22 protein-coding genes are annotated in these 24,108 nt (G+C 60.2%); 17 read left to right on the top strand and 5 right to left on the bottom strand.

Translation table 11 applies throughout. The annotated features are described in order from the left end of the window. Positions 1-181: 181 nt before the first annotated feature. Both CPA56_RS00505 and CPA56_RS00510 read left to right on the top strand, forming a co-directional pair. The gene (locus CPA56_RS00505) at positions 182-937 is read left to right on the top strand and encodes an aspartyl/asparaginyl beta-hydroxylase domain-containing protein (RefSeq protein WP_182040106.1); all 756 of its coding nucleotides are present in this window, start codon (positions 182-184) and stop codon (positions 935-937) included. Positions 938-992: 55 nt separating this feature from the next. Continuing rightward, positions 993-1,970: a YihY/virulence factor BrkB family protein gene (locus tag CPA56_RS00510; protein WP_326831273.1), complete on the top strand. Its 978-nt coding sequence runs from the start codon at positions 993-995 to the stop codon at positions 1,968-1,970. 30 nt (positions 1,971-2,000) lie between these two features. On the opposite strand, the gene CPA56_RS00515 is transcribed toward CPA56_RS00510, so the two are convergent. Beyond that, the gene (locus CPA56_RS00515) at positions 2,001-2,681 is read right to left on the bottom strand and encodes a septal ring lytic transglycosylase RlpA family protein (protein WP_326831274.1); all 681 of its coding nucleotides are present in this window, start codon (positions 2,679-2,681) and stop codon (positions 2,001-2,003) included. A gap of 85 nt (positions 2,682-2,766) precedes the next feature. On the opposite strand from CPA56_RS00515, the gene aroQ reads away from it, so the two are divergent. From aroQ to CPA56_RS00540, 5 genes are all read left to right on the top strand, one after another. Next, entirely contained in the window at positions 2,767-3,216 is a 450-nt protein-coding gene (aroQ, locus tag CPA56_RS00520; protein WP_182040551.1) for a type II 3-dehydroquinate dehydratase, read from the top strand. Continuing rightward, positions 3,213-3,668: an acetyl-CoA carboxylase biotin carboxyl carrier protein gene (locus CPA56_RS00525; RefSeq protein ID WP_182040107.1), complete on the top strand. Its 456-nt coding sequence runs from the start codon at positions 3,213-3,215 to the stop codon at positions 3,666-3,668. The genes aroQ and CPA56_RS00525 overlap by 4 nt, the downstream gene beginning before the upstream one ends. Continuing rightward, positions 3,668-5,023: an acetyl-CoA carboxylase biotin carboxylase subunit gene (gene accC / locus CPA56_RS00530; protein WP_182040108.1), complete on the top strand. Its 1,356-nt coding sequence runs from the start codon at positions 3,668-3,670 to the stop codon at positions 5,021-5,023. Before CPA56_RS00525 ends, accC begins: the two co-directional genes overlap by 1 nt. 114 nt (positions 5,024-5,137) lie before the next feature. Continuing rightward, positions 5,138-6,409, top strand: coding sequence for a DNA cytosine methyltransferase (locus CPA56_RS00535; RefSeq protein ID WP_182040109.1), 1,272 nt, complete (start codon positions 5,138-5,140; stop codon positions 6,407-6,409). After that, positions 6,410-7,474 (top strand): hypothetical protein, encoded by a 1,065-nt coding sequence (locus CPA56_RS00540; protein WP_182040110.1) that lies wholly within the window; start codon positions 6,410-6,412, stop codon positions 7,472-7,474. Positions 7,475-7,479: 5 nt separating this feature from the next. Here CPA56_RS00540 and ccmA read toward each other — a convergent pair whose 3' ends face one another. Continuing rightward, the gene (gene ccmA, locus CPA56_RS09565) at positions 7,480-8,802 is read right to left on the bottom strand and encodes a heme ABC exporter ATP-binding protein CcmA (RefSeq protein ID WP_407645619.1); all 1,323 of its coding nucleotides are present in this window, start codon (positions 8,800-8,802) and stop codon (positions 7,480-7,482) included. A gap of 188 nt (positions 8,803-8,990) precedes the next feature. On the opposite strand from ccmA, the gene CPA56_RS00555 reads away from it, so the two are divergent. Both CPA56_RS00555 and CPA56_RS00560 read left to right on the top strand, forming a co-directional pair. After that, on the top strand, positions 8,991-9,734 hold the full coding sequence (locus CPA56_RS00555) for an amino acid ABC transporter ATP-binding protein (protein ID WP_182040111.1): 744 nt from the start codon (positions 8,991-8,993) through the stop codon (positions 9,732-9,734). Between the two features lie 19 nt (positions 9,735-9,753). Continuing rightward, a complete protein-coding gene (locus CPA56_RS00560) occupies positions 9,754-11,349 on the top strand; it encodes an ABC transporter substrate-binding protein/permease (protein WP_229707241.1) in 1,596 nt (531 codons plus the stop codon). 4 nt (positions 11,350-11,353) lie between these two features. Here CPA56_RS00560 and CPA56_RS00565 read toward each other — a convergent pair whose 3' ends face one another. The 3 genes from CPA56_RS00565 to CPA56_RS00575 form a co-directional block, all read right to left on the bottom strand. Then, complete coding sequence (locus CPA56_RS00565; RefSeq protein ID WP_182040112.1) at positions 11,354-12,295, bottom strand: hypothetical protein; 942 nt, start codon at positions 12,293-12,295, stop codon at positions 11,354-11,356. Continuing rightward, complete coding sequence (locus tag CPA56_RS00570) at positions 12,292-13,575, bottom strand: AAA family ATPase (protein ID WP_182040554.1); 1,284 nt, start codon at positions 13,573-13,575, stop codon at positions 12,292-12,294. The genes CPA56_RS00565 and CPA56_RS00570 overlap by 4 nt, the downstream gene beginning before the upstream one ends. An 87-nt stretch (positions 13,576-13,662) precedes the next feature. After that, complete coding sequence (locus CPA56_RS00575; protein WP_182040113.1) at positions 13,663-14,268, bottom strand: hypothetical protein; 606 nt, start codon at positions 14,266-14,268, stop codon at positions 13,663-13,665. A gap of 230 nt (positions 14,269-14,498) precedes the next feature. On the opposite strand from CPA56_RS00575, the gene rimP reads away from it, so the two are divergent. The 8 genes from rimP (at position 14,499) to pnp (ending at position 24,084) form a co-directional block, all read left to right on the top strand. Continuing rightward, entirely contained in the window at positions 14,499-15,086 is a 588-nt protein-coding gene (gene rimP / locus CPA56_RS00580) for a ribosome maturation factor RimP (RefSeq protein ID WP_182040555.1), read from the top strand. Between the two features lie 34 nt (positions 15,087-15,120). Continuing rightward, positions 15,121-16,662: a transcription termination factor NusA gene (nusA, locus tag CPA56_RS00585; RefSeq protein ID WP_182040114.1), complete on the top strand. Its 1,542-nt coding sequence runs from the start codon at positions 15,121-15,123 to the stop codon at positions 16,660-16,662. Beyond that, on the top strand, positions 16,637-17,302 hold the full coding sequence (locus CPA56_RS00590; RefSeq protein WP_326831276.1) for a DUF448 domain-containing protein: 666 nt from the start codon (positions 16,637-16,639) through the stop codon (positions 17,300-17,302). Before nusA ends, CPA56_RS00590 begins: the two co-directional genes overlap by 26 nt. A 16-nt stretch (positions 17,303-17,318) precedes the next feature. Then, on the top strand, positions 17,319-20,051 hold the full coding sequence (gene infB / locus CPA56_RS00595; RefSeq protein ID WP_182040116.1) for a translation initiation factor IF-2: 2,733 nt from the start codon (positions 17,319-17,321) through the stop codon (positions 20,049-20,051). Beyond that, positions 20,048-20,491, top strand: a complete 444-nt coding sequence (gene rbfA / locus CPA56_RS00600) for a 30S ribosome-binding factor RbfA (protein ID WP_182040117.1) — start codon at positions 20,048-20,050, stop codon at positions 20,489-20,491. The genes infB and rbfA overlap by 4 nt, the downstream gene beginning before the upstream one ends. 17 nt (positions 20,492-20,508) lie before the next feature. Then, complete coding sequence (gene truB / locus CPA56_RS00605) at positions 20,509-21,483, top strand: tRNA pseudouridine(55) synthase TruB (protein ID WP_182040118.1); 975 nt, start codon at positions 20,509-20,511, stop codon at positions 21,481-21,483. Then, the gene (rpsO, locus tag CPA56_RS00610; protein ID WP_182040119.1) at positions 21,467-21,736 is read left to right on the top strand and encodes a 30S ribosomal protein S15; all 270 of its coding nucleotides are present in this window, start codon (positions 21,467-21,469) and stop codon (positions 21,734-21,736) included. Before truB ends, rpsO begins: the two co-directional genes overlap by 17 nt. A gap of 197 nt (positions 21,737-21,933) precedes the next feature. Beyond that, the gene (gene pnp, locus CPA56_RS00615; RefSeq protein WP_182040120.1) at positions 21,934-24,084 is read left to right on the top strand and encodes a polyribonucleotide nucleotidyltransferase; all 2,151 of its coding nucleotides are present in this window, start codon (positions 21,934-21,936) and stop codon (positions 24,082-24,084) included. Positions 24,085-24,108 lie beyond the last annotated feature (24 nt).

Below are 24,108 nucleotides of genomic sequence, written 5' to 3' on the forward strand. Positions count from 1 at the left end.
ACGGGGGCGGAATGACAGGTCTGAAAAAATCCGTTCATTCCGGGAGTTCCGGGTTTCCATGCTGTCCGCCGGGCCGGGATGTCAGAGCGGCCCGAACTGCTTCCTGCCCGGGAAGTTCTTTTGGTAACAGGGAAGGTCTCACGCATGAAAATCTGATCTGTTTTCCGGAAGGGAGGGACATATGAAAACGGCTCGTCGGGACGGCAGGAAACGTCCGCTGCTGGTAAGGATCGGGAAATCGTTGCGCCCCCTGTTCAACGGGCTGATCGCCAGAGGGTCCCTGGTTCCCAACACGCCCCTGCTGGAGAGCAGCCTGTTCCCGTGGGTGGCTGCGCTGGAGAAGGCTGCTCCTCTCATGCAGGCGGAGTTCCGGGCCATCATGGCGGAGCGTGGGGCCGTCCCGCCCCTGCGTGATCTTTCACCTGACCATGAGCGGATTGCGCCGGACACCCGGTGGAAATCCTTCTTCCTCTATGGATATGGCATCCGGGTGCCGGAGAACTGCGCCCGGGCACCGGTGACGGCGCAGCTCGTCGCTGGCATTCCCGGTCTCTGTTCCGCCCTGTTTTCCGTGCTGGAGCCGGGCGGCGAGATTCCGCCCCATAATGGCGTGACCAAGGGCATGCTGAACGCACATCTGGGCTTGGGCGTTCCGAAAGATCGTGATAATTGCTGGATTCGGGTCGCAGACAGCACGCTGCACTGGGATGAGGGCAGGATGTTTGTCTTTGACGATACGTACCGCCACACCGTGCAGAACAACACCGACGAGGTGCGTGGCATTCTGTTCATTCAGTTTGAGCGGCCTGCCCGTGGTCTGGGGCGGCTCATGCAGCGTATCTTCCTTGGAGGGGTGAAAAGATCCGCCTTCGTCAGGGATGCCCAGAGCAACATAGAACGCTGGAACCGGATTCAGGCCGAGCTTGAAAAAGTATGATCATGCACCGCCGCCATGAGTGGCGTGGTGAACAGGGAGAGGAAAAGCGCGTTACGTGCCTGACAATACCGAGATGCCAACAGAACCCCCGCCGCCGCCCCAGGGCTGGCTGGCAACCGTACGGCAGGTGCTGAGCAGCAGTGGGGACAGCCAGACATCCCTGAGTGCTGCCGGGTGCGCCTTCTATGCGACCCTGTCACTTTTCCCGGCCCTGACGGCCCTGATCTCAGTCTACGGGCTGGCCTTTGATGTCCAGACGGCCGAAGGCCAGCTGCATGTCGTCAAGCATATCCTGCCATCGGCCGCCTATGACATGATCTTTGACCGGGTCCATGCCCTTGTCACCCAGCCCCAGTCCTCGCTGACCCTGGGACTGGTCTTCTCCGTCCTCGTGGCCCTTTGGTCGGTGACGGCCAGCAGCAAGTCCATCCTTTCCGCCCTGAACATCGTCTATCACACCAGGGAGACACGGGGTTTCCTGCATTTCCAGTGTCTGGCCTTCGGCACGACGCTGATGGCCGTGATCGGGGCCTGCCTGACCCTGGCCCTGATGGTGGCGGCTCCGGCCATCGTGGATTACCTGCCACGCTATCTGAGCTATGTGGGCGTGAGCATGGACAATTTCCCGCCCTCGCTGCACTTTCTGGTGGAGCAGGGAACGCCGGTGCTGGTGCACTGGCTGGCCCCGACCATCATGCTCTGCTTCGTCTTCACGGCCCTGATCGTGCTTTACCGCATTGCGCCCTGCCGGGAGCATCACACCACATGGCGTTGGATCCTCCCGGGTGCCCTGCTGGCAACCCTGCTCTGGGTCGGGGTGTCCATCGGGTTCTCATGGTACGTGTCGCATTTTGCCAGCTATGGCACGACCTACGGGCCGCTGGGGGCCGTGGCGGCCGTCATGATGTGGCTGTTTGTCAGTGCCTATGTGGTGCTCTTCGGGGCTGTCCTGAATGCAGAGCTGGAAGAACGTGGCTACCGCCGGACGGTCCGGAAGGAAATGGGCGTCCCCGTGGACGGAGTGGACTGCTGAGCTGAAGGAGCCGGTGCCCGGGGCAGGCCGTCACCTGACCGCACTGTCCTGGGCCACCGTCTGGGCCTGCCGGGTTTCTTCCTGAAGGATGTTGCGTATGTCCGAGGCATGACGGAAGCGGGCCATGTTCCGGGGCAGCACGGTTATGGTGATCTGGCTGACGCCATGTCCCATGATTCCAAGACTGGCTGCCGCCCCTTTTGAAAGATCAATGATCCTGTCACTTCCATAGGGGCCACGGTCATTGACACGGACGATGACGGAACGGCCCGTTGCGGGTGCATGGACCAGCAGTTTCGTGCCGAGAGGCAGGGAGGGATGGGCGGCGGTCATGGCGTCCGGGCGGAACCGTTCGCCGCTTGCCGTGCGTCTGCCTGTCAGTTTCCTGTTGCCGTACCAGCTGGCCAGTCCCTTCTCCGTGACGGGGAGGGTGGAGGCTGCCTTGATGAGGGCCGTGTCCTGTGGCTGGCGATGGGTGGCCCGTGCTGGATGGTGGATGACAAGAAGGCCTGCCGACACAGCCAGACATGAGGCCATTTTCAGGAAAGACCGTCCCGGAGCGGCCATGCCTGTCTTTCCTGCGGAAGGTCCGTCATGCGGCATGGTGAATGGGAAAAGGGACTGGACCTTCATGCGGTTCACGGCATCACTGTTGCTGGTGATGTGGATTGTGTCATAATTTGGCCTGACGGACCAGAAGGGACCGTTCACGTCAGGGTGGGCGTCAGCCCGTTGCGATATGGCTGCAAAAGAGTGACTTTACCTGGGGAATGTGAAGATGCTATCAGCCGTGCGGATGAAGCGACCTCTTATTGTTGTCCTGAACGGACCAAACCTGAACATGCTGGGTCTGCGGCAGCCTGAGATTTACGGTGAAGCGACACTGGATGACGTGGAGCAGCTGTGCCTCCAGGCAGCGGAACGGCTTGATGTGACGATTGATTTCCGCCAGACCAATGGCGAGGGGGAGCTTGTGTCCTGGGTGCAGGAGTGCCGGGGCCGTGCAAGCGGCATCGTCATCAACCCTGCGGCCTACGGGCACACATCAGTTGCTTTGCTTGATGCGCTTCTGGCTGTTGAGTTGCCGGTGATTGAGGTGCATATGTCTAACATTCATCGTCGGGAAGCATTTCGTCATCATACGTATGTTTCACAGGCAGCTCGCGGGGTTATCTGCGGGTTGGGTATACGTGGGTATGCCCATGCCCTGCAGGCGGTGGCAGATATGATTGAGGATGAAGGATGAGCCGTATGCTCGTGGACAAGGAGGCCATTCGGGCGTTGGCCGATATCCTGACGGATACAGGCCTGACCGAGATTGAAGTTTCCGAAGGTGACAGCCGCCTTCGCGTGGCCCGGAACGTGACCGTGCAGGCTGCCGCTCCCGCTGCGGTGTCTGCTCCGGCAGCGGCTCCCGCACCTGCGGCCGAGGAAGCCTCCGCCCCGGCGGACCCGTCTTCTCATCCTGGGGCTGTTCCCAGCCCGATGGTTGGCGTGGCCTATCTGACGCCGGACCCGTCTTCCCCGCCCTTCGTGCAGGAAGGGGCACAGGTGTCTGCCGGTCAGACCATCATGCTCATTGAGGCGATGAAGACGTTCAACCAGATCAAGGCCCCTCGTGCGGGCAAGCTGGTCCGCTACTGCGTGGCTTCTGGTGAGCCGGTCGAGTTCGGGGCAACATTGGCGATTATTGAGTAATGTTTTCCAAGATCCTGATTGCCAACCGTGGCGAGATTGCCCTGAGGGTTCTGCGGGCCTGCCGTGAGATGGGCATCAAGACGGTGGCCGTACATTCCACGGCCGATGCGGACGCCATGCATGTCCGTCTGGCCGATGAGGCCGTCTGCATCGGGCCGCCTAGTTCCCGTGATTCCTATCTGAACGTGGCGGCCATCCTGTCCGCCGCCACGATCACCGGTGCGGAAGCCATCCATCCCGGCTATGGCTTCCTGTCCGAGAATGCGGAGTTTGCCGAGACGGTGGAAGAGCATGGCATTGCCTTCATCGGTCCGACGGCTGAGCACATCCGCATGATGGGCGACAAGATCACCGCCAAGACGACCATGGAAGCCCTCGGTGTGCCGCTGGTCCCCGGGTCTGACGGGGCATTGCGGAGCCTGGACGAGGCCCGGGAGGTAGCTGCCCGTGTCGGTTATCCGGTGCTCATCAAGGCGGCTGCCGGTGGTGGTGGCCGTGGCATGAAGGTGGCCCAGACGGCTGATGATCTGGAAGAGGCCTGGAGCGTGGCCCGGACCGAGGCCCGTGCGGCCTTTGGCAATGATGAGGTCTATCTGGAGAAGTATCTCGATAAGCCCCGTCATATCGAGCTTCAGATCATGGGTGACACGCACGGCAATGTCGTGCATTTCGGTGAGCGTGACTGCTCCCTCCAGCGTCGTCATCAGAAGCTGCTGGAAGAAGCCGGTTCTCCCGTCATCACGCCAGAACAGCGCAACGAGATTGGCAGGACCGTCACGGATGCCCTGTCCCGCATGGGGTACCGCAATGCTGGTACGCTTGAGTTCCTGTATCAGGACGGGCAGTTTTGCTTCATCGAGATGAACACCCGCCTTCAGGTGGAGCATCCGGTGACGGAAATGGTCTGCGACGTGGACCTCGTACGGGAACAGATCCGTGTGGCGGCCGGTGAGAAGCTGAGCTACCGGCAGGAGGACATCGTGATGTCCGGCCATGCCATCGAGTGCCGCATCAATGCCGAGGACCCGGAAACCTTTGCCCCCAATCCGGGTACGGTTCAGGTCTTTCACGCCCCGGGTGGGCTTGGGGTCCGCATGGACAGTGCCCTTTTTGCTGGCTACAGGGTTCCGCCCTATTATGACAGCATGATCGCCAAGCTGATCGTCCATGCCCCGACACGGGAGCAGGCCATTGCCCGTATGCAGCGCGCCCTGACGGAGTGCGTGGTGGAAGGCGTGAAGACGGTCATTCCCCTGCATCAGAAAATTCTGGATGACCCCGAGTTCCGGAAGGGTGAGTACACCATTCACTGGCTGGAAAACTTCGTGGCGAAACTTCAGGCGGACAAAGTCTGAAGATTTCTGCTTGGGAATGGGAAAGGGCCGCTTCTGTCATCGGAAGCGGCCTTTTCTATGAGTCATGCAGTGTAGATTGATTTATTTTGATGTGTCGGAGGGTATTTTCAATAAATGTCTGATTTGCCCGGAAGAAAATACAATGTGTTGTCCCTGTTTTCGGGATGTGGTGGATTGGATCTTGGTTTTGAAGGAGGCTTCAAGGTGCTTGCTTCATCGGTCAACGATATGACCCACCCTGAATGGAAGCAGGATACTGGTGGAGATGACCGGTGGGTTTCGCTCCCAAAGACAAGATTCAATACTGTATTTGCCAATGATATCAGGGATGGTGCCAAGGCAGCGTGGGATAATTATTTCAGAAAATTTGGGATGGATGATAAAATATACCATCTTGGAAGTATTGTTGATCTTGTAAGACATCATAGACGGGGAGAATCGGTTTTTCCTCGTGATGTTGATGTTGTTACTGGAGGATTCCCCTGTCAGGATTTTTCAGTTGCGGGGAAAAGATTAGGATTCAAATCACCCAAGAATCATAGGGGCCTGCTCTCGGAGGATGTTTTCCCTAGTCTGGAGAGTAGGGGAAAGCTCTATATGTGGATGAGAGAGGTCATAGAGATCACGAAACCAAAAGTGTTCATCGCTGAAAATGTCAAGGGGTTGGTCAATCTTCATGATGTGAAATCAATAATAGAGAGAGACTTTAGATCTGTTTCCGAGGATGGGTATCTGGTTGTCGAGGCGAAAGTATTGCATTCGGCTGATTATGGTGTCCCTCAGTCGCGTGAACGTGTTATTTTTATCGGCTTCCGAAGGTCTTCTCTAACGCCAGAGGCCTTGGCCGCACTTTCTCAGCCTTCCTTGGATGAACGTTTTGATCCTTACCCAAAGCCAACACATGCTTATACGAATAATGGTGAGGCGTTGGTGAAGCCTGTGAGTTTGAGGGAGGCTCTTGGAGGACTGTTGGAGCCGGACAAAACATCTGATCTTTCCCAGCAAAAATATTCTAAGGCGAAGTATATGGGAAAACATTGTCAGGGGCAGAGCGAGATACGACTGTCTGGTATTGGTCCGACTATTCGTTCTGAGCATCATGGGAATATAGAATTCAGAAGACTTTCTGCAGAACATGGTGGCATGAATTTAGAAGAACTGCAGGCAGGCCTTGAAGAAAGGCGTTTGACAGTTCGGGAATGTGCCCGGATACAGACATTTCCTGATGATTATGAATTCGTATTTCCTCCACAGTCAGGACGGAAGGGTGTTTCTGCATCTGAGGCTTATAAAATTATTGGGAATGCTGTTCCGCCCTTGTTGGGATATCATATTGCGCATAATCTTCAGAGTAAGTGGGATTTATATTTTGGACGAGATTCCTGAATGATTGTTTTCAATGAAAATAGGGTAGATTTATTTGAAGAATTTCGTAATATACTTGAGCGGACGAATGAACGATTGAATGAGTGTGCAAAGTATAAAGGTGAGTATTTTATAAAGAGAAATGCTCAACTTTTGGAGGAAGATGTTGCGGATTCTTTAAAAGAGCAGTCACTGGGGACTTCGTTCGAGAATACTATTGAGATAATTTCCGGGCAAAGGTTTCCTGACATCATAGCACGTCAATGTTACGGTGTTGAAGTGAAGAGTTCCAAAGATGATAAGTGGATTACACTTGGGGGGAGTGTTAATGAGAGCACAAGGGTAAAGGGTATAGAAAAGATATTTCTAATATTTGGAAAACTGACGGATCCTGTTGAATTCCGTATGCGTTCATATGAGGAGTGTTTGTCAGAGGTAGTTGTTACACACTTCCCACGATACAAAATTGATATGAATTTGGAAAATGGTCAGACTATTTTTGATAAAATGGGAACAACGTATGATGAGATACGTCAACCACCGAATGAAACAGTTCATAAGATAGTCAATTTTTATAAGAAAAAATTGAGAGAAGGGGAAAGTTTGTGGTGGACTGGGAGCCATGTCAATCCAGAGGAAGATACGTCTGCTCCAATGACAGTCCGGCTGTCTGGTAAATTGAGCAAGGAAGAACGGGCTGGTTTTATAGAAAAGGGTTTTGCTTTCTTTCCCAGTATTTTTAGTTCAAAGTCCACAAAGTATGAGAGGTTCTTTTTGTGGCTTGCTACAAATCATGGGGTATTGGCGACGCGTGATTTTTTTACGGCGGGAGGTCGAGGAATTGTCCAAGGGAAGGCAGGACATGAGTTTTTTGACGTCCCCCAGAAATTGATTCAGCTTCACGATCACTGGCTTACTGTTGCCTCACTGATTGTTGAGGCGAATGCGGATTTTTTATGTGAAACATGGGGTGTCGAGAAGATAGAACCAGACCGGATCCGGCAGTGGAAGGGCATGGTATCGGAGAATTTTTCCAGAGAATATGAACAGGTTGGGCTGTTTCTTGATGACCTCATTTTCGGCTAAATATTTCAGTCCTGTGCTGCTTTCAGGCTGGCTCCGGCCACGAGGGGGCAGCCGGGCAGGGCCAGAAGGAAAAGGGCTGCCAGCAGGCTGAGATTGGCCGTACAGGAGGGGTTTTTCGGTGAAGCACAGGCCAGCGTCCCGAAGATGAGGCTTGGTGTCATGAGAGGCAGGGTCAGGATGGGGAGCAGCAGACTGTTGCGTCGTGCTCCCAGCGTGATGGCTGCCGTCATGCCGCCCGTAAGGGCCAGGGTCAGGCTGCCCAGGGTCAGCCCTGCCAGCAGGACGGGTAGGGCCGAAAATGGAATCTGGAAAAGCAGGGCAAGCAGGGGCGTTGCCAGAATGACCGGGAAACAGCTGCTCAGCCAGTGCATCAGCATCTTCCCCAGGGCGATGAGGGCCGGATGCAGGGTGATCTGGAGGATGTCCAGTGATCCGTCCTCGGCATCTGCCTCATAGAGGCGTTCCAGCGGCAGAAGGCAGGCGAGAAGGGTGCAGACCCACAGGACGCCCGGACCGGTCTGCTGGAGCAGGGCTGGAGCAGGGCCGAGTGCAAGCGGGAAGAGGCTGCTGCATAGGATGAGAAAGAGCAGTGCTGCCAGATGGTCGGTTCTGTTCTGGCAGGCAAGACAGAATTCCCGGCGTAGATGGTTCGCAAAAGCATGTCGCCTGCGGGGAGACGGGAAAGTCGTCCGTGGGGGAACCGTGTCTGTCATGACGGAAGACAGGGACGGTGAGGCTCCGAAGGTGAGCTGATGGCTGTCCGGTATGCTCAGGGGGATGTGGGAAGCCACGATGAGGGCACCGCCACGGTCACGGTGCGTGCTGAACATGGCATCCAGCAGGGCGAGGCTGTCGGCATCCAGTGCATTGGCCGGTTCATCCAGCAGCCACAGGGAGGCATCGGACAGGAGAAGGCGGCTCAGGGCCACACGGCGTTTCTGCCCCAGTGAGAGAAGCCGCACGGGGCAGTCCAGAAGGGCGGCAATGCCCAGCCGGTTCAGGGCTTCGTGAATGGCTTCCGTGTCGTGGGGAGCAAAGAGGCGGAGATTCTGTTCCACCGTGAGGGCTGGCTTCAGGGCGTCATCGGGACCCAGCCAGGCGATGCTGCTGCCTAGTTCCACTGTTCCTGATGCCGGTGGGCAGAGACCGGCGATCAGGCGGAGAAAAGAGGACTTTCCGGTACCGTTGGGGCCGGTGAGGATGAGGGCGTCACCAGATGACAGCTGGAGGGAGAGGTCGGACAGCAGGCAGCGGCCGACCCGCTCCAGCCGGACATGCTCCAGTGTCAGGATAGGCCGTGGCGGAAGGCTGGGGAGAACAGGGGCCATGCGGGTGTTTCATGTGGAGCGGCAGGGGGATGTCTGGCAGGAAAATCTGTCCGGCTGAAGGGAAAATACATAAAAGGATGTTTTGCTTAAAGGGTGGTTGTGTTTAGAAGGCGCAATGGTGAATGACTTCAGGGTGGTGGTTTTCCACGCTGTAGCGTGCGGGAGGGTGTTCGGAACTGACTGACTGGGTGCTGAAGGCGACCGGTATCGCCAAATCCTTCGGTGGAAATGAGATTCTGCGGGGGATTTCTCTGGATGTGGAGCGGGGAGAGCTGATTTCCATCATCGGGCCGTCCGGCTGTGGAAAATCGACATTCCTGCGCTGTCTCAATTTTCTGGAACATCCTGATGCTGGCGAGGTGCAGGTGGAGGGCGTGACCGTGGCCAGCACGGGGCAGTGGCGTCGGGCCGATGAAGCCAGGGCACACCGTCTGCGGGGGCACGTGGGCATGGTGTTCCAGTCCTTCAACCTGTTCCCGCACCGTACCGTGCTGGAGAATGTCATGCTGGCTCCCATACAGGTCAAGCGCATGGCAGAGGACAGGGCACATCAGATAGCCTGCGAGCTGCTGGAGAAGGTGGGACTGGCTGGCGTGAAGAACCGTTATCCGGACAGGCTCTCTGGTGGGCAGCAGCAGCGTGCGGCGATCGCCCGTGCCCTGGCCATGAAACCTTCCGTTATGCTGTATGATGAGCCGACGTCCGCACTGGACCCGGAACTGTCCGAAGAGGTGCTGTCCGTCATGCGGGCACTGGATGCGGAGGGCATGACCCAGCTGGTCGTGACGCATGACATGCGCTTTGCACGGGCCGCCTCGGACAGGGTGCTGTTCATGGAGGCGGGGCAGATTGTCGAAAGTGGCGATCCCGACGTGATGTTTGCCAACCCGCGTGAACCGGGAACACGGCGTTTCCTGCGGACACTTCTGTGATGGTGAGGGTGGTACGGTGATGAAGCGTGTGATGTTTGCGCTGGCTCTGGTCCTGTCCGTGTTCTGGAGCATGGCCGGGCTGGATGGTCGTGCCGTGGCGGAAGGGACTGCGGCGGCGGAGACGAAGGCCGCCGCTCCTGCGGCAGTGCCGCTGAGGGTTCCCGGAGCGGTGGATGACCACGATCTGCCCTGGGCCTCCGATGGTGAAGCCAACGTTCCTTACGTCTTTCATGATCCGGCCCATGAAGGGCGGATGACCGGGTTTGAATATGACCTGATGCAGGCCATCAGTGCCCGCATGGGACGGCATGGCCGTTTCGTGCAGAACGGCTGGGACGGCCTGATTCCCGGTCTGTCCCGGGACCTCTACGCCCTCGTGATTGATGGCATAGAGATGACGCCGGAACACAAGGCGGCCGTTCTGTTTTCCCGTCCCTACTATGTGACGGTGGACAGGATTGTCCTGCGGAATGGTGAAACGGGTCTGGACACGCTGGAGGCCCTGAAGGGGCACGTGGTCGGCACCATCAAGAGCACGGCGGCCGAACGTCTGCTGCTGGATCATGACCCGGCCAACGTGCGTTCCTATGATGAGGAAACGAACCTGTTTTCTGATCTGAAGAATGGACGTCTGGATGCCATCCTGATTGATGAGCCTATCGCCCTCTATTACCGTTCCGATGACCTGAAGCTCGTTGGCCCGCCGATCGGGCGTGTGGCTTATGGGATCGCTTTCCCCAAGAACAATCCGGGCCTGCGGGATGCGGTGGATTCCGTTCTGGGTGATCTCATAAGTGACGGAACGCTGCACCAGATTCTGGCCCGATGGAATCTCTGGACGCCCCAGATGGCGGACTATACGGGGGATCAGAGCCTTCTGTCGGTCAAGCCGACGGCCTGGACGGATTACCGCCAGACCATGGAGCGGATGTCCGGCAGCAGCATGAAGGCGATGGTGCAGCGTTATGTCAGTTTCCTGCCTCTGGTGGCCAGTGGTGCCCTGATGACGCTTGGCGTCTCGGCTCTGGCGATGGTGCTGGCCGTGGCGGCGGGACTGGTTCTGGCCCTGGCCCGGGCCTATGGCATGGCCCCGCTGCGCTGGCTGGCCGGGCTGTATGTGGAGGTCGTGCGAGGCACGCCGCTGCTGATCCAGGTACTGTTCATTTTCTATGGGCTGCCTGCTTTCGGTCTGCGTCTGTCTCCTTTTGCGGCGGGCGTCCTGTCACTGGGGCTGAACTATGCGGCCTATGAGGCGGAAAATTACCGGGCGGGGCTTCTGTCCGTTCCCCGTGGGCAGATGGAAGCGGCCATCGCCCTGAACATGACCCACATTCAGGCCCTCCGGCTCGTGATCGTTCCGCAGGCCTTCCGTACGGTCGTGCCCGTCATGACGAACGACTTCATTGCCCTGCTGAAGGACAGTTCTCTCGTGTCGGTGATCACGCTGACGGAGCTTAGCCAAACCTACATCCGGCTGTCCTCGACCTATTATGACTACATCGGTACGGGGCTGATGGTCGCCACGGCCTATCTGCTGGTTGGCCTGCCCTTCGTGCGCCTTGCCCGCATGGCGGAAAAGCGTATGGGCCGTGTCGTGGCCAAAGGGCATCACTGACCCTTCAGGGAGCCAGTGGATCCCGTGGGAGCGGGTGGCCCTGTGGCTGGTTGTCAAAACCCCGCTGCAGGGCTTTCTGCATGTCCAGGGCCCAGCTGCGCATCTGGCTTAGAAAGTTTCTGGCTTCAGGGGAGGAGGCGGGCGCATCTTTTGCCCAGACCGACATGGGGGCGAGCAGCTGGTGGGTCTGCGGGTCCAGCGGTGGAATGAGCGTGTCCATGAGACCGACCTGAGCCTGCCCGTCCGTGGTGGCGGCAATGTGTCGCCACTGTACGGCCAGGAAGAGGGGTGGAATGGGCGTGACGCCAAGAGCCTGAAGACGGGCGATGGACTGGTTGATCAGGGGATTGGTACTGACATCGCTGCCCTGTATCACGACGGTGCCTGACCCTATGCAGTCCTCCCCGGAGGGAGCCACTGGCAGGCTGTGGTTGAGGAAGTTGCGGTCATCATGGCAGATGCCGGTCATGTTGCCCGTCCTGTCCAGAGGGATGGGCTGTTGGGTCGCCTGTGCGATGATCAGCCCCGTGACGGCTCCCTGATGCGTGCGGACGAGGGCAAGGAAAGACAGGGGAGAGGCACTGCTGATCTGGGCGGAGAGGATGGGATGCCATTCTCCCCTAGGCAGGGGCATGGTGTGCCCTCCCAGCACGACGTGGTCACGCACGATTTCCGACATGCTGGGATATTGCAGATGGACCGGCAGCTGGCCGGCAGGCTCATTCTCCGCCTCATGCTGTCCCTCTTCCGTGCTGCCGGAAGACAGGTCATGCGGAGCATGTGCGGCGGCCGGGGCCGTGCCCGGCAGCCAAGGTGCCCGCTTTTTCAGCCAAGGTGTGGGAAAGAAGGCTGCCATCACCAGGCTGCCGATTCCCATGATGAAACAGAGCCGCCAGAGGGGAGCCTGTTTCCATAAGGAAGCGAACGTACCGAAAAAGGCTTTCACAGGCTGGCCCTGTTCATTTTTTCCTGGGGTTCCTCGCTTGTCTCGGCCCGGATGCGTCCTTCATCTTCCATGACGAGATGGACATGGGTCCGCCCCTGCTGGCGTGCCGTGATGAGACTGTCGCTGATCATGTCCTCGATGGAGCGGAGAATGTCACGGGCACTGGCCATGCTGCCCAGTTTCTGCTGCCGCTGGAGTATCTCGAACAGGAGGGCCGGGTCGATGCCGCCTGCCTCGACATTCAGCCCGTACCCACGGATCATGTGCTCGATTTCCAGGGCGGCCACACGGGCGAGGTCCAGACCACGCAGGGCACGGAAGATGAAGATGCGGTCCAGACGGTTCAGGACCTCCGGAGCGAAACCGGCACGGCGGAGTGCCTCTGTCGATTCGGCCCGCATCTTCTCAGGTTCGTCGGAGAGACGGTCCGCAATGGCATTCAGTTCGTCCGTTGCGATGTTGGAGGTCAGCACGAAGATGGCCCGTGTGGTGGGGACCAGCTCATTGGTGGAGGCCTCCGTCACATGGCCGTCATTCCACGCTGTGAGGAACTTCTTGAAGACGTCGGGATGGGCCTTCTCGATCTCGTCCAGAAGGACCACGGCATCAGGATGTTCCTTCAGTCCACCTGTCAGACGGCCGAACGTGTCGGACCCGACATACCCCTTCGGCGAGCCGAAGAGCTGCGTGGCGGCATGGGGGCTGGACATCTGCGTCATGTCAAAATGCAGGAGGGGGCGTTCGGTCTGGCTGGCGATCTGCTTGGCCAGATAGGTTTTCCCCGTTCCGGGTGGACCGGCCAGCAGGAACACCCCGACCGGGCGGTTGCGTGTCTGGAGGGCCAGACGGCGGCGCAGCTGCTGGGCGATGTCCTCGCAGACCTGATCCTGCCCGATGACCCGGGCACGCAGGGCGGCCGCCAGCTCCTCGGCATTGATGGTGCTTTCACGCTGCTGGCGGGCGAGCATTTCTTCCAGTGCGGTGCGGTTTGTCAGGCGGCTGAGGACATCCATGAGAAGGCTCTTTCTGTGGCGCAGGCCCCGGCGGGCCAGACGGTCGGATGAGAGGCAGTAGAACATTCCGGCGAGCGAGAGGGCAAGACCGGTCGCTCCGGCCGGGAGATAGCCGGGCCGTGCCCAGTCCGCCGCCACACCCAGCCAGTGGAGCAGGGCGGCTGGTGAGAGATGGAGCATCAGGGCCAGCTGGACGGCGGCCAGGATCAGGAAGGCCGCCATCATCAGGGGCATCATGCGGGACAGCCAGGGGATCAGGGATTTCATCATGGGCTTCTGCAACTGCTCTGCCGGGAGGGTAACGCCCTGTTTTCACTGGTGGGCTGGTACGGGGTCAAGCTCTTTTCCTGACGGTTACTGGACGACGACCGGAACGCTGAAGGCGGGACTGGCCGTGGTGAGGGGAGGCAGGACCACGACGTTGTTGAACATGTTCAGCGTTGCGATGGAGAGGGGGCCCCTTCCTGCCGGGCTGGTACGGGTGAACGTGACGGTACCCTCATGGACGATGGGAAGCAGGACGGCCTTCATTCTGGGGCCGAGGATGACCTGCTGGCTGAGGCCCCCGCCACTCACGGTCAGGATCTGCCCCGTACTGCCGGTCGCATCGGCCAGGGGCATGGCGGCGAGACGGATGCGGTTGTCCTTGAGGGCGGCCAGCAGGGCCGGTTTCTGCTGTTCGGGAAAGGAACTGCGGGCGATGGCTCTGGCGGCCTCATCAGGCGGCAGCATGGAAAGGGTCAGGGCACCTTCCAGAACGGGAACGGCCTGTGTGGATGGTTGGAGCTGCGGCTCGGGATGGGAAGCCGTCCGGGGCGGGGATGATGGCTGGCCGTGGACGGCCAGCAGGGCACCGCCCAGCCCGACGGCTGCCGCCATCAGGGCCATGGGCCGCCAGAGTGTCTGCTTCTGGGGTTCCGGTGTGGGTGAGGGCTGTTCCATGACGGTATCTCGCATCATTTTTTTCCCGAGAACAAGGGTGGAATGGAAATGGGTGCTTTCCGGAGCGGTGCTGTCCGGATGGATGCTAAGTGCTTGCATTGGGGACGGCTCTGTCGTATCAGGGGAACGTTTTCACTTTCCGCTCTTTTGGGGGGTGGCCCTGACGGGCCGCCTTTTTTGTTTTGGATCATTTCTCCACATCGCCGGACTCGTCCGTTCCCCTTCATGATGAGGGCAGCCCTCACGGGATTCGCCGTCTGAGTGGGCTTGAGGCACGCATTGCGGACAGGATCGCCCCGACTCTGGCCGACATGGGCTACGAGCTGGTCCGTCTCTCCGTTCTCGGGCATGAGACGCCGACCGTGCAGGTCATGGCGGACAGGGCGGACGGCTCGCTCATCAGTGTCGAGGACTGCGAGCAGATCAGCCACGCCGTGGGGGCCGTGCTGGATGTGGATGATCCGATACCGGGTGCCTGGATGCTGGAAGTCTCCTCGGCCGGGATTGACCGTCCGCTGACCCGTGCGAAGGACTGGGAGCGTTTTGCCGGACATCTGGCCAAGGTGGAGCTGGATATTCCCTTGGACGGGCGCAAGCGTTTTTCCGGGATTGTCCTCGGCGAGCGTGACGGGCTTGGCCTGCTCCGTCTGGATGACGGGCAGGAAGTGGCCCTGCCGCTGGATGACATGCGCAAGGCCCGGCTGGTCCTGACGGATGAGCTGATTGAGGCGAGTGCCGCACTGGCCGGTGTGGCGCAGGAAGAAGAGGCTGAGGCTGGGGGAGACTCCCGTCGTGCGCCGAAGCTGAAACCCAAAAAGCCGGGGAAGAAGAACTGATGACCCGTCTTATGCTGGTTGGAGGTCCGATCTGATGGACACATCTGTTACCCGTCCCGAGCTGCTTCTGGTTGCTGATGCGGTCTCAAGGGAAAAGAACATTGATCGTGAGCAGGTGCTCGAAGCGATGGAGCAGGCCATCCAGAAGGCTGGCCGGGCGAAATATGGGCACGAGAAGGACATCCGTGCCACGATCGACCGCAAGACGGGCGAGGTCCGCCTGAGCCGGTGGACCGAGGCCGTTGAGGTGGTGGAAAACGAGGATGCCCAGATTCCGTTGAAGATCGCCCGGAAGTTCAGGCCGGAGATCCAAGAGGGCGAGTTCATCGTCGACCCCCTGCCGCCGATCGATTTCGGCCGCATCGCCGCACAGACGGCCAAGCAGGTGATCGTCCAGCGCGTGCGTGAGTATGAGCGCAAGCGTCAGTATGACGAGTTCAAGGACCGTGTGGGCGAGATCATCAACGGGACGATCAAGCAGACGGAGTATGGCAACCTCATGGTGGAGCTGGGTGGCCACGCCGAGGGGCTGCTGCGTCGTGATGAGATGATCCCTCGTGAGGAGTTCCGCAACTCCGACCGTGTCCGTGCGTACATCTATGACGTGCGTGACGAACCCCGTGGCCCGCAGATCTTCCTGTCCCGTACCCATCCCGGCTTCCTGGCCAAGCTGTTCGCCCAGGAGGTTCCCGAGATTTACGATGGCATCATCGAGATCAAGGCCGTGGCCCGTGATCCGGGGTCCCGTGCCAAGATGGCCGTCGAGTCCCGTGATGCGTCCATCGATCCGGTCGGTGCCTGTGTCGGTATGCGTGGTTCCCGTGTGCAGGCCGTCGTGGCCGAGCTTCAGGGCGAAAAGATCGACATCATTCCCTGGAGCGCACAGGCTGCCACCTTTGTGGTGAATGCCTTGGCTCCGGCCGAGGTCACCAAGGTGGTGATGGATGAGGATGCGGGCCGTGTCGAGGTCGTGGTGCCGGATGAGCAGCTGTCCCTGGCCATTGGTCGTCGTGGGCAGAATGTCCGCCTTGCCAGCCAGCTGACCCGCTGGGACATTGACATCCTGACCGAGGCTGAAGAGTCCGAACGTCGTCAGGAAGAGTTCCGTAAGCGGACGAGCCAGTTCGTCAACGAGCTTGATGTGGATGACGTGATCGCCGGCCTGCTGGTGACCGAGGGTTATCACACCATCGAGGACCTGGCCTATGCCGATCCGGCAGAGCTGCATGACATCGAGGGATTCGATGAAAGTGTGGCCGAGGAGCTGATGGCCCGTGCCAACGACTATCTGGCCGGTCGTGAGCGTGCCCTGGATGAACGCCGCCGTGAGCTGGGTGTCAGTGACGATCTGGTCACGCTGGGAGCCTTCTCCCTTCAGGTTCTGGTGGAGCTGGGCGAGAAGGGCATCAAGACGCTTGATGACCTTGCCGACCTTGCTGCGGATGAGCTGATCGAGCTTCTGGGTGGTGACGAGCCGCTGGAGGAAGCCGAGGCCAACGAGATCATCATGGCGGCCCGTGCTCACTGGTTTGAGGGTGAGGAAGATGCTGGTGAGGGAGACTCGGGCCACGACTGAGGAAGTTATCCCCGATACGGATGAGGGCCCGCCGGGGCGGGGGCGTCGTGCTTCTTCCCGGCGGCGTTGTCTGGTGAGCCGGGAACATGGTGAGCCGGGGCATATGCTTCGGTTCGTCGTGGGGCCGGATGGCCGGGTTGTGGCGGATCTGTCCGCCCGTCTGCCCGGTCGAGGGATGTGGCTGCTGGCGGACAGGGCCGTGCTGGAAGAGAAACAGCTTGCCCGGGTTTTTTCCCGTGCCGCCCGACAGAAGGTGGAACTGCCCGAGGGACTTCTGGAGTCTGTCAGGGATGGTTTGGCAAAGCGTCTTCTGGATGGTATCAGTCTGGGCCGACGCGCTGGCGAGGCGGTCTGTGGGTTTCAGAAGTGTCGGGAACGGATCGTTGCTGGTAGAGTCGGGGTTGTCATTTGTGCAGCAGGTGCGAGTCAGGATGAGGTGGCCCGTCTGCTGTCGGGCCAGCGGGACTTGCCGGTGGTCTGGGTGCCGGAGCACGTTCTGGCAGCGTCTTTCGGGCGGGAACGGGCGGTTTACGCCGTGATGGCCCCCGGTGCGCTGGCGGAGCGTCTGAAGGCAGAATATAAGAGATTTACGGGAGTGACCGCAGGTGTGCTCCCCGGCCCTGATACGGTAGGGCAGTAAGGAACAGGCAGAAATTATGAGCGACGGCAACGAGCGCAACCAGAACGGAACTCCAAAGGGGACAGCCCCGAAAGAAGGGCAGAGCAAAAGCTCCGGTCGCCTCTCCCTGCGTCCGGCAGGACGCAAGGATGTGGGGCGGACTGTGGAGGCTGGCTCTGTGAGGCAGAGCTTCAGCCACGGGCGTTCCAAGGAAGTCCGTGTCGAGGTGCGCAAGCCCAAGAGAAGCGGTGCGACAGGTGGCCGGGGTGGCCGTGCCGCAACGGGCGTGCGGGGCCTGACAGCCTCCGAGCAGGAAAAACGCCAGCGGGTTCTGGTCGAGGCCGCCGCTGCCGCTGCCCGTGCGGAAGAGGAAGCCCGGCAGGAGGCCGAGAAGATCCGCATCCGCTCCGCTGCGGAGGAAGAGGCCCGCAAGAAGGCCGAGGCTGAAAGCCGTGCCCAGGAGGAGGCCGAAGCCCGGACCCGTGCCGAAGAGGAAGAGGCCCGGAAGAAGACCGAAGCTGCCGCCCGTCGCAAGGAAACGGAGAAGCCGGTTCCGCCGCCTCTGACAGGTTCCACTGCCGGTGGCGTGCAGCTGGCCGAACCGACCAAGCGTCTGCGCCCTCTGGCCGAGCGTGCCATCATGCCGAGCCGTCCCCTGAACACGGCGGCTTCGTCCCGTGCGGCTTCCGCCCGTCCGTCCTCTTCCTCTGCGGGAGAGACACTGCATCTGCGTGGCCGTGCCGGTGCCGCAGCGGCGGCTGATGATGACGGTGTGGCATCACCCCGTCGCAGTGGCGGCGGGGGGGGGGGCCGTCGTTCTTCCACGCAGTCCCGTCGTCCGTCTTCCCGTCGTGCGGCTGGTGGGCAGGACCGTCGCTCCGGTCGTATCGACGTCCGTGCCGCCATCGAAGGTGATGATGGCAAGACCCGGTCTCTGGCGTCCGTCCGTCGGCAGCGTGACCGTGAGCGTCGTCAGGCCGAGCTGGAGCGTCTTCGTTCCGATCAGGTCCGTGTCGTGCGTGACGTGACCGTGCCGGAAACCATCACGGTGGGTGAGCTGGCCAACCGTATGGCCGCCCGTCAGGGTGAGGTCATCAAGATGCTGATGAAGATGGGTGTCATGGCGACGGCAGCCCAGAGCATCGACGGTGATACGGCCGAGCTGGTCGTGAGCGAATTCGGTCATCGCATCAAGCGTGTGGCGGACAACGACGTCGAGCTGGGCATCGAGGGGATCGAGGACAAGCCGGAGGACATGCAGCCCCGTCCGCCGGTGGTGACTGTCATGGGGCATGTCGACCACGGCAAGACCTCCCTGCTGGATGCGCTGCGGACGACGGATGTCGCCCACGGCGAGGCGGGTGGTATCACCCAGCATATCGGTGCTTATCAGGTGACGCTGGCCTCAGGTCAGAAAGTGACCTTCATCGACACGCCGGGTCATGAGGCGTTCACCTCCATGCGTGCCCGTGGTGCGTCCGTCACGGACATCGTGGTGCTGGTCGTGGCGGCTGATGATGGCGTCATGCCGCAGACGGTCGAGGCCATCAAACATGCCAATGCGGCCAATGCGCCGATCATCGTGGCCATCAACAAGATGGACAAGCCGGGTGCCAACCCTGACCGTGTCCGCAACGAGCTGCTGAACCATGAGATCGTCGTGGAAAGCATGGGTGGCGACACGCAGGAGGTGGAGGTTTCCGCCCTCAAGCGTGATGGACTGGACCGTGTTCTGGAAGCCATCCTGCTCCAGGCCGAAATCCTTGACCTGAAGGCCAATCCGGACCGGATTGCCGAGGGTGCCGTCATCGAGAGCCGTCTGGACCGTGGCCGTGGTTCCGTGGCGACCGTGCTGGTCCAGAAGGGAACGCTCAACCGGACGGACATCGTCGTGGCCGGTGCCCACTGGGGCCGTGTCCGTGCCCTGCTGGATGATCACGGCAAGCAGATCAAGAAGGCCGGTCCTTCCGTTCCCGTGGAAATTCTGGGCATGAGTGGCGTGCCGGATGCTGGTGCTCCGTTCGTGGTGGTCGACAGCGAGAACCGTGCCCGTGAGATCAGTGAGTTCCGTCAGCGCAAGGCCCATGAGAAGGCCACGGCCATGCAGGTTGCTGCCCGTGGTACCCTAGACCAGATGCTGGCCCGGATTCAGGCTGGTGAGCAGAAGGAAGTGGCCCTGATCGTCAAGGCTGACGTGCAGGGATCGGCCGAGGCCATCCAGGCCACGGTGGAGAAGCTGTCTCATGAGGAGGTGGCTGTCCGTGTTCTCAATGCCAATGTCGGTCAGATCACCGAGAGTGACGTGCAGCTGGCCAAGGCTTCCAATGCCGTGATCGTCGCCTTCAACGTGCGTGCCACCGTGCAGGCCCGTGAGCTGGCACAGCGTGACGGTGTGGACATCCGTTACTACTCCATCATCTATCAGGTCTCTGATGATGTGGAGAAGCTGGTCCGGGGTCGCATTGCGCCGAAACATCGTGAGAAGTTCCTCGGTTATGCGGAGATCCGTCAGGTCTTCAACATCACCAAGGTTGGCAAGGTGGCCGGCTGCTATGTCACCGAGGGTATCGTCAAGCGTGGCTGTGGCGTACGCCTGCTGCGTGACAACGTCGTCATTCATGAGGGCGAGCTCAGCCAGCTGAAACGCTTCAAGGATGATGTCCGTGAAGTGGCTCACAACTATGAGTGCGGTCTGTCCTTTGCCGGTTACAATGACCTGCGGGAAGGCGATGTTGTTGAATGTTATGAGATGGAAGAGATCCCGGCTTGAAGAAACGGCCTTCCTTTGACCTTCTCGGACCGGCAGGCGAAAGCTCTGTCGGCCCGAGCACCCGTCAGCTTCGTGTGGCGGAAGAGATCCGCCATGTTCTGGCTGAAGTCTTTGCCAGAACGGAGTTCCGGGACCCTGAGCTTTATGGCGTGAGCGTCACGGTGACAGAGGTCCGTGTTTCTCCGGACCTGCGCCATGCCACGGTCTTCGTTGCCCGCCTCGGGCGTGATGACATCGAGGCCGTTCTCCCGGCCCTGAAACGTGTGGCGTCGTTCCTGCGGCGGAAACTGTCCTCTGCCCTGAGGCTGCGGACCGTGCCGGAGCTGCACTTCCAGCCTGACACCTCTCTGGAACATGCGATGGAAGTGGAGAGCATCCTGCGCTCTCCGGAGGTCCAGCGTGACCTGCACCGTGATCCAGCTTCAGATGATGTGGACTGAGGCTGGATGATCGGCTGATGGCACGTAAAAGAGGCAGGGACATACATGGCTGGCTGATCCTCGACAAGCCGCTCGGACCGAGTTCCACGATGATGGTCAACCGGCTTCTGAGGGCCTTCGATGGCCGCAAGGCCGGACATGGCGGCACGCTGGACCCGCTGGCCTCGGGGGTGTTGCCCATCGCTTTCGGCAAGGCCACGAGCACCATTCCCTACATCATGGATGCGACCAAACGGTACCGTTTCACCCTGTCCTTTGGGGAAAGCCGCACGACGGATGACCGGGAGGGAGAGGTGCTGGCGACGTCGGACAGGCGGCCTTCCGACGATGAGATCAGGGCCGTTCTTCCTGCCCTGTGTGGGGACGTGATGCAGGTGCCTCCCGTGTTTTCGGCCCTTCGGGTGGGAGGGCAGAGGTCCTACGACTTGGCCCGTGCCGGTCGGCCACCGGAGCTGCCACCCCGGCCTGCCCGAATCGATTCGGTCACTCTGATGGAGCGGCCCGATGCGGATACGGCCGTGTTTGAGGTGCAGTCCGGCAAGGGTGTCTACATGAGGTCCCTTGCCCGGGATATTGCTCTGGCCTGTGGTACCGTGGGGCATATTTCCGTTCTGCGGCGGACAAAATGCGGGCCTTTTGACCTCTCCCATGCCTGCACGGTCGGCCAGTTAGGGCTGGACAAACCGGAAGAAACTAGAGACAAGGCGTATGCCCTTCCGCTTCCCCTGCTGGATGCGGCGACTGCGCTGGTCGACATCCCGGCGTTGGCCGTCACACGAGCAGAAGGAAAGGCCCTGATCTGTGGGCAGGCTGTCATGCTGGCCCATCTTGAGGGGAGCGTACCTGACGGGGTGGAAGATGTTCCACTCTGGCGGATTACGGTCGGGGGGCATGTCATCGGGCTGTGCCGGGCTGCCGAAGGGCGGCTGCGGGCAGTCAGGATGTTGGAAAACCATTTGTTTTTTGGAGAACAAGATGTCGATTACAGCTGAACGCCGCAGCCAGCTCATTGCCGAATATCGCCGTGCCGATGATGACACGGGGTCCCCGGAAGTGCAGGTCGCCCTGCTGACCGAGCGGATCGTGAACCTGACCGAGCACATGAAGACCCACAAGAAGGACTTCCATTCCCGTCGTGGTCTGCTGATGCTGGTCGGCCGTCGCCGTGCGCTTCTGGATTACCTGAAGCGCAAGAGCGAAGAGCGTTACCAGACGCTGATCGAACGTCTCGGCCTGCGTCGCTGAGTTTCGACCACGACCCGGGGGAGCAGGCTTCCCCGGGTTCTGGCCCGTGCTGTGTCGCCAGAAAACGCTTTCGTCGGCGTTTCAGGCCACATGGTGTCATGACGTGTCTGATGCGTCATCATCGCCATGCCGTCCGAAACGCTGTTTATAGTCTGGTGCTGGCTGGGCCTTGATTATTGCTTCCGGAGGAAGACAGAATGTTTGACAATTACTTCCGTAAAGAAATCGAATGGGCCGGCCGGCCGCTGGTTCTGGAAACTGGCAAGATCGCCCGTCAGGCTGATGGGGCCGTCGTGGTCACCTATGGGGACACGGTCGTGCTCTGCACCGCCGTGGGTGCCAAGACGGTGAAGCCGGGTCAGGATTTCTTCCCGCTGACCGTGAACTATCAGGAAAAGGCCTATGCGGCCGGCAAGATTCCGGGTGGCTTCTTCAAACGTGAGGGGCGTCCTTCCGAGCATGAGGTGCTGTCCTCCCGCCTGATCGACCGGCCCATCCGTCCGCTGTTTCCGGAGAATTTCCGGAACGAGGTGCAGGTCGTGGCGACCGTGCTGAGCCATGACATGGAGAATGATCCGGCCCTGGTGGCCATGATCGGCTGTTCCGCCGCACTGACGCTGTCCGGTATCCCGTTTTTCGGGCCGGTCGGGGCCGCCCGTGTCGGCCGTATTGATGGCAAGTTCGTTGTCAACCCGACCTTCAGCGAGGTGAAGGACAGCACGCTTGACCTCGTGGTGGCTGGTACCTCCGAAGGCGTTCTGATGGTTGAGTCCGAGGCGCAGGAGCTGTCCGAGGATGAGATGCTCGAGGCCGTCATGCTGGGTCACACGGCTTTCCAGCCGGTGATCGATGCCATCATCGATCTGGCGGAACATGCCGCCCGGGCACCGTGGGACCTGCCGGAAATCTCCAAGGAGGAGGTTGCCCTCCGCAAGCGTGTGGACAAGGTGGGCAACAAGCTGATTGCCGAGGCCTACAAGGAACGCAGCAAGCAGGCCCGTGTGGAGAAGCTGGCCGAGGCCCGCGAGAAGATCGTGGCCACGCTTGAGGAAGAAGGTTTCGAGGCCGAGCTGGCCAAGCCGATGATCAAGGACCTGGAGGCCCAGGTGGTCCGTGGTGCCATCCTGAAGACGGGCATCCGTATTGATGGGCGTGACACGAAGACGGTGCGCCCCATCATGGCCGAGGTTGGCGTACTGCCCCGCTCTCATGGGTCTGCCCTTTTCACCCGTGGTGAGACGCAGGCCCTGGTGGTCGCCACGCTGGGGACCGGTCAGGACGAGCAGGTGATCGATGCGCTGGAAGGGGAATACCGTTCCCGCTTCATGCTGCATTACAATTTCCCGCCTTTCTCCGTTGGTGAATGTGGCCGCATGGGTTCCCCGGGCCGTCGTGAGATCGGGCATGGCAAACTGGCATGGCGTGCCATCAACCCGCTCCTGCCGTCCAGGGAGGATTTCCCGTACACGCTGCGTGTGGTCTCCGAGATCACCGAGAGCAACGGCTCCTCCTCCATGGCCACGGTCTGCGGCACCTCGCTCTCCCTCATGGATGCTGGCGTGCCGATGCCACGCCCCGTGGCAGGCATTGCCATGGGTCTCATCAAGGAAGAGCGTGGCCATGCCGTGCTGACGGACATCCTTGGTGATGAGGATCACCTTGGGGACATGGATTTCAAGGTGGCCGGTACGTCCGAGGGTGTGACGGCCCTCCAGATGGACATCAAGATCACCTCCATCACGCCGGAAATCATGAAGGTGGCCCTGGAGCAGGCCCGGGAAGGCCGCCTGCACATCCTTGGTGAGATGAGCAAGGCCCTTGCCGAGGGACGCTCTGACGTGGCTGGCAATGCGCCGAAGATCACGACCATGACGGTGCCCGTGGCCAAGATCCGTGACGTGATCGGCTCCGGCGGAAAAGTCATCCGGGAGATTGTTGAATATTCCGGTGCCAAGGTCGATATTGGAGATGACGGCGTCATCAAGATTGCCGCCGCCAATGATGAACAGGCCCAGAAGGCCATCAGCCGGATCGAAGGTATCGTTGCCGAACCTGAGATGGGGCGCATCTATGATGGGAAGGTCGTCAAGACGGCCGACTTTGGTGCGTTCGTGAACTTCCTTGGCCCCAAGGATGGTCTGGTGCATATTTCCGAGCTGACGGATGGCCGTGTGGCCAAGACGACGGACGTCGTCAAGCAGGGTGATGCCGTCAAGGTCAAGGTTATTGGCTTTGATGACCGTGGTAAGGTAAAGCTTTCCATGCGTGTGGTGGACCAGGAAACTGGTGCGGACATTACGGAGAGTGTCGGTGCCAAGCCGGGTCGTCCTCGCCGTGATGCGGAGTGAGTGATGTGTGGGGGGAGCGTCAGG

This window comes from Bombella mellum (assembly GCF_014048465.1).
Classification (GTDB): Bacteria; Pseudomonadota; Alphaproteobacteria; order Acetobacterales; family Acetobacteraceae; genus Bombella; species Bombella mellum.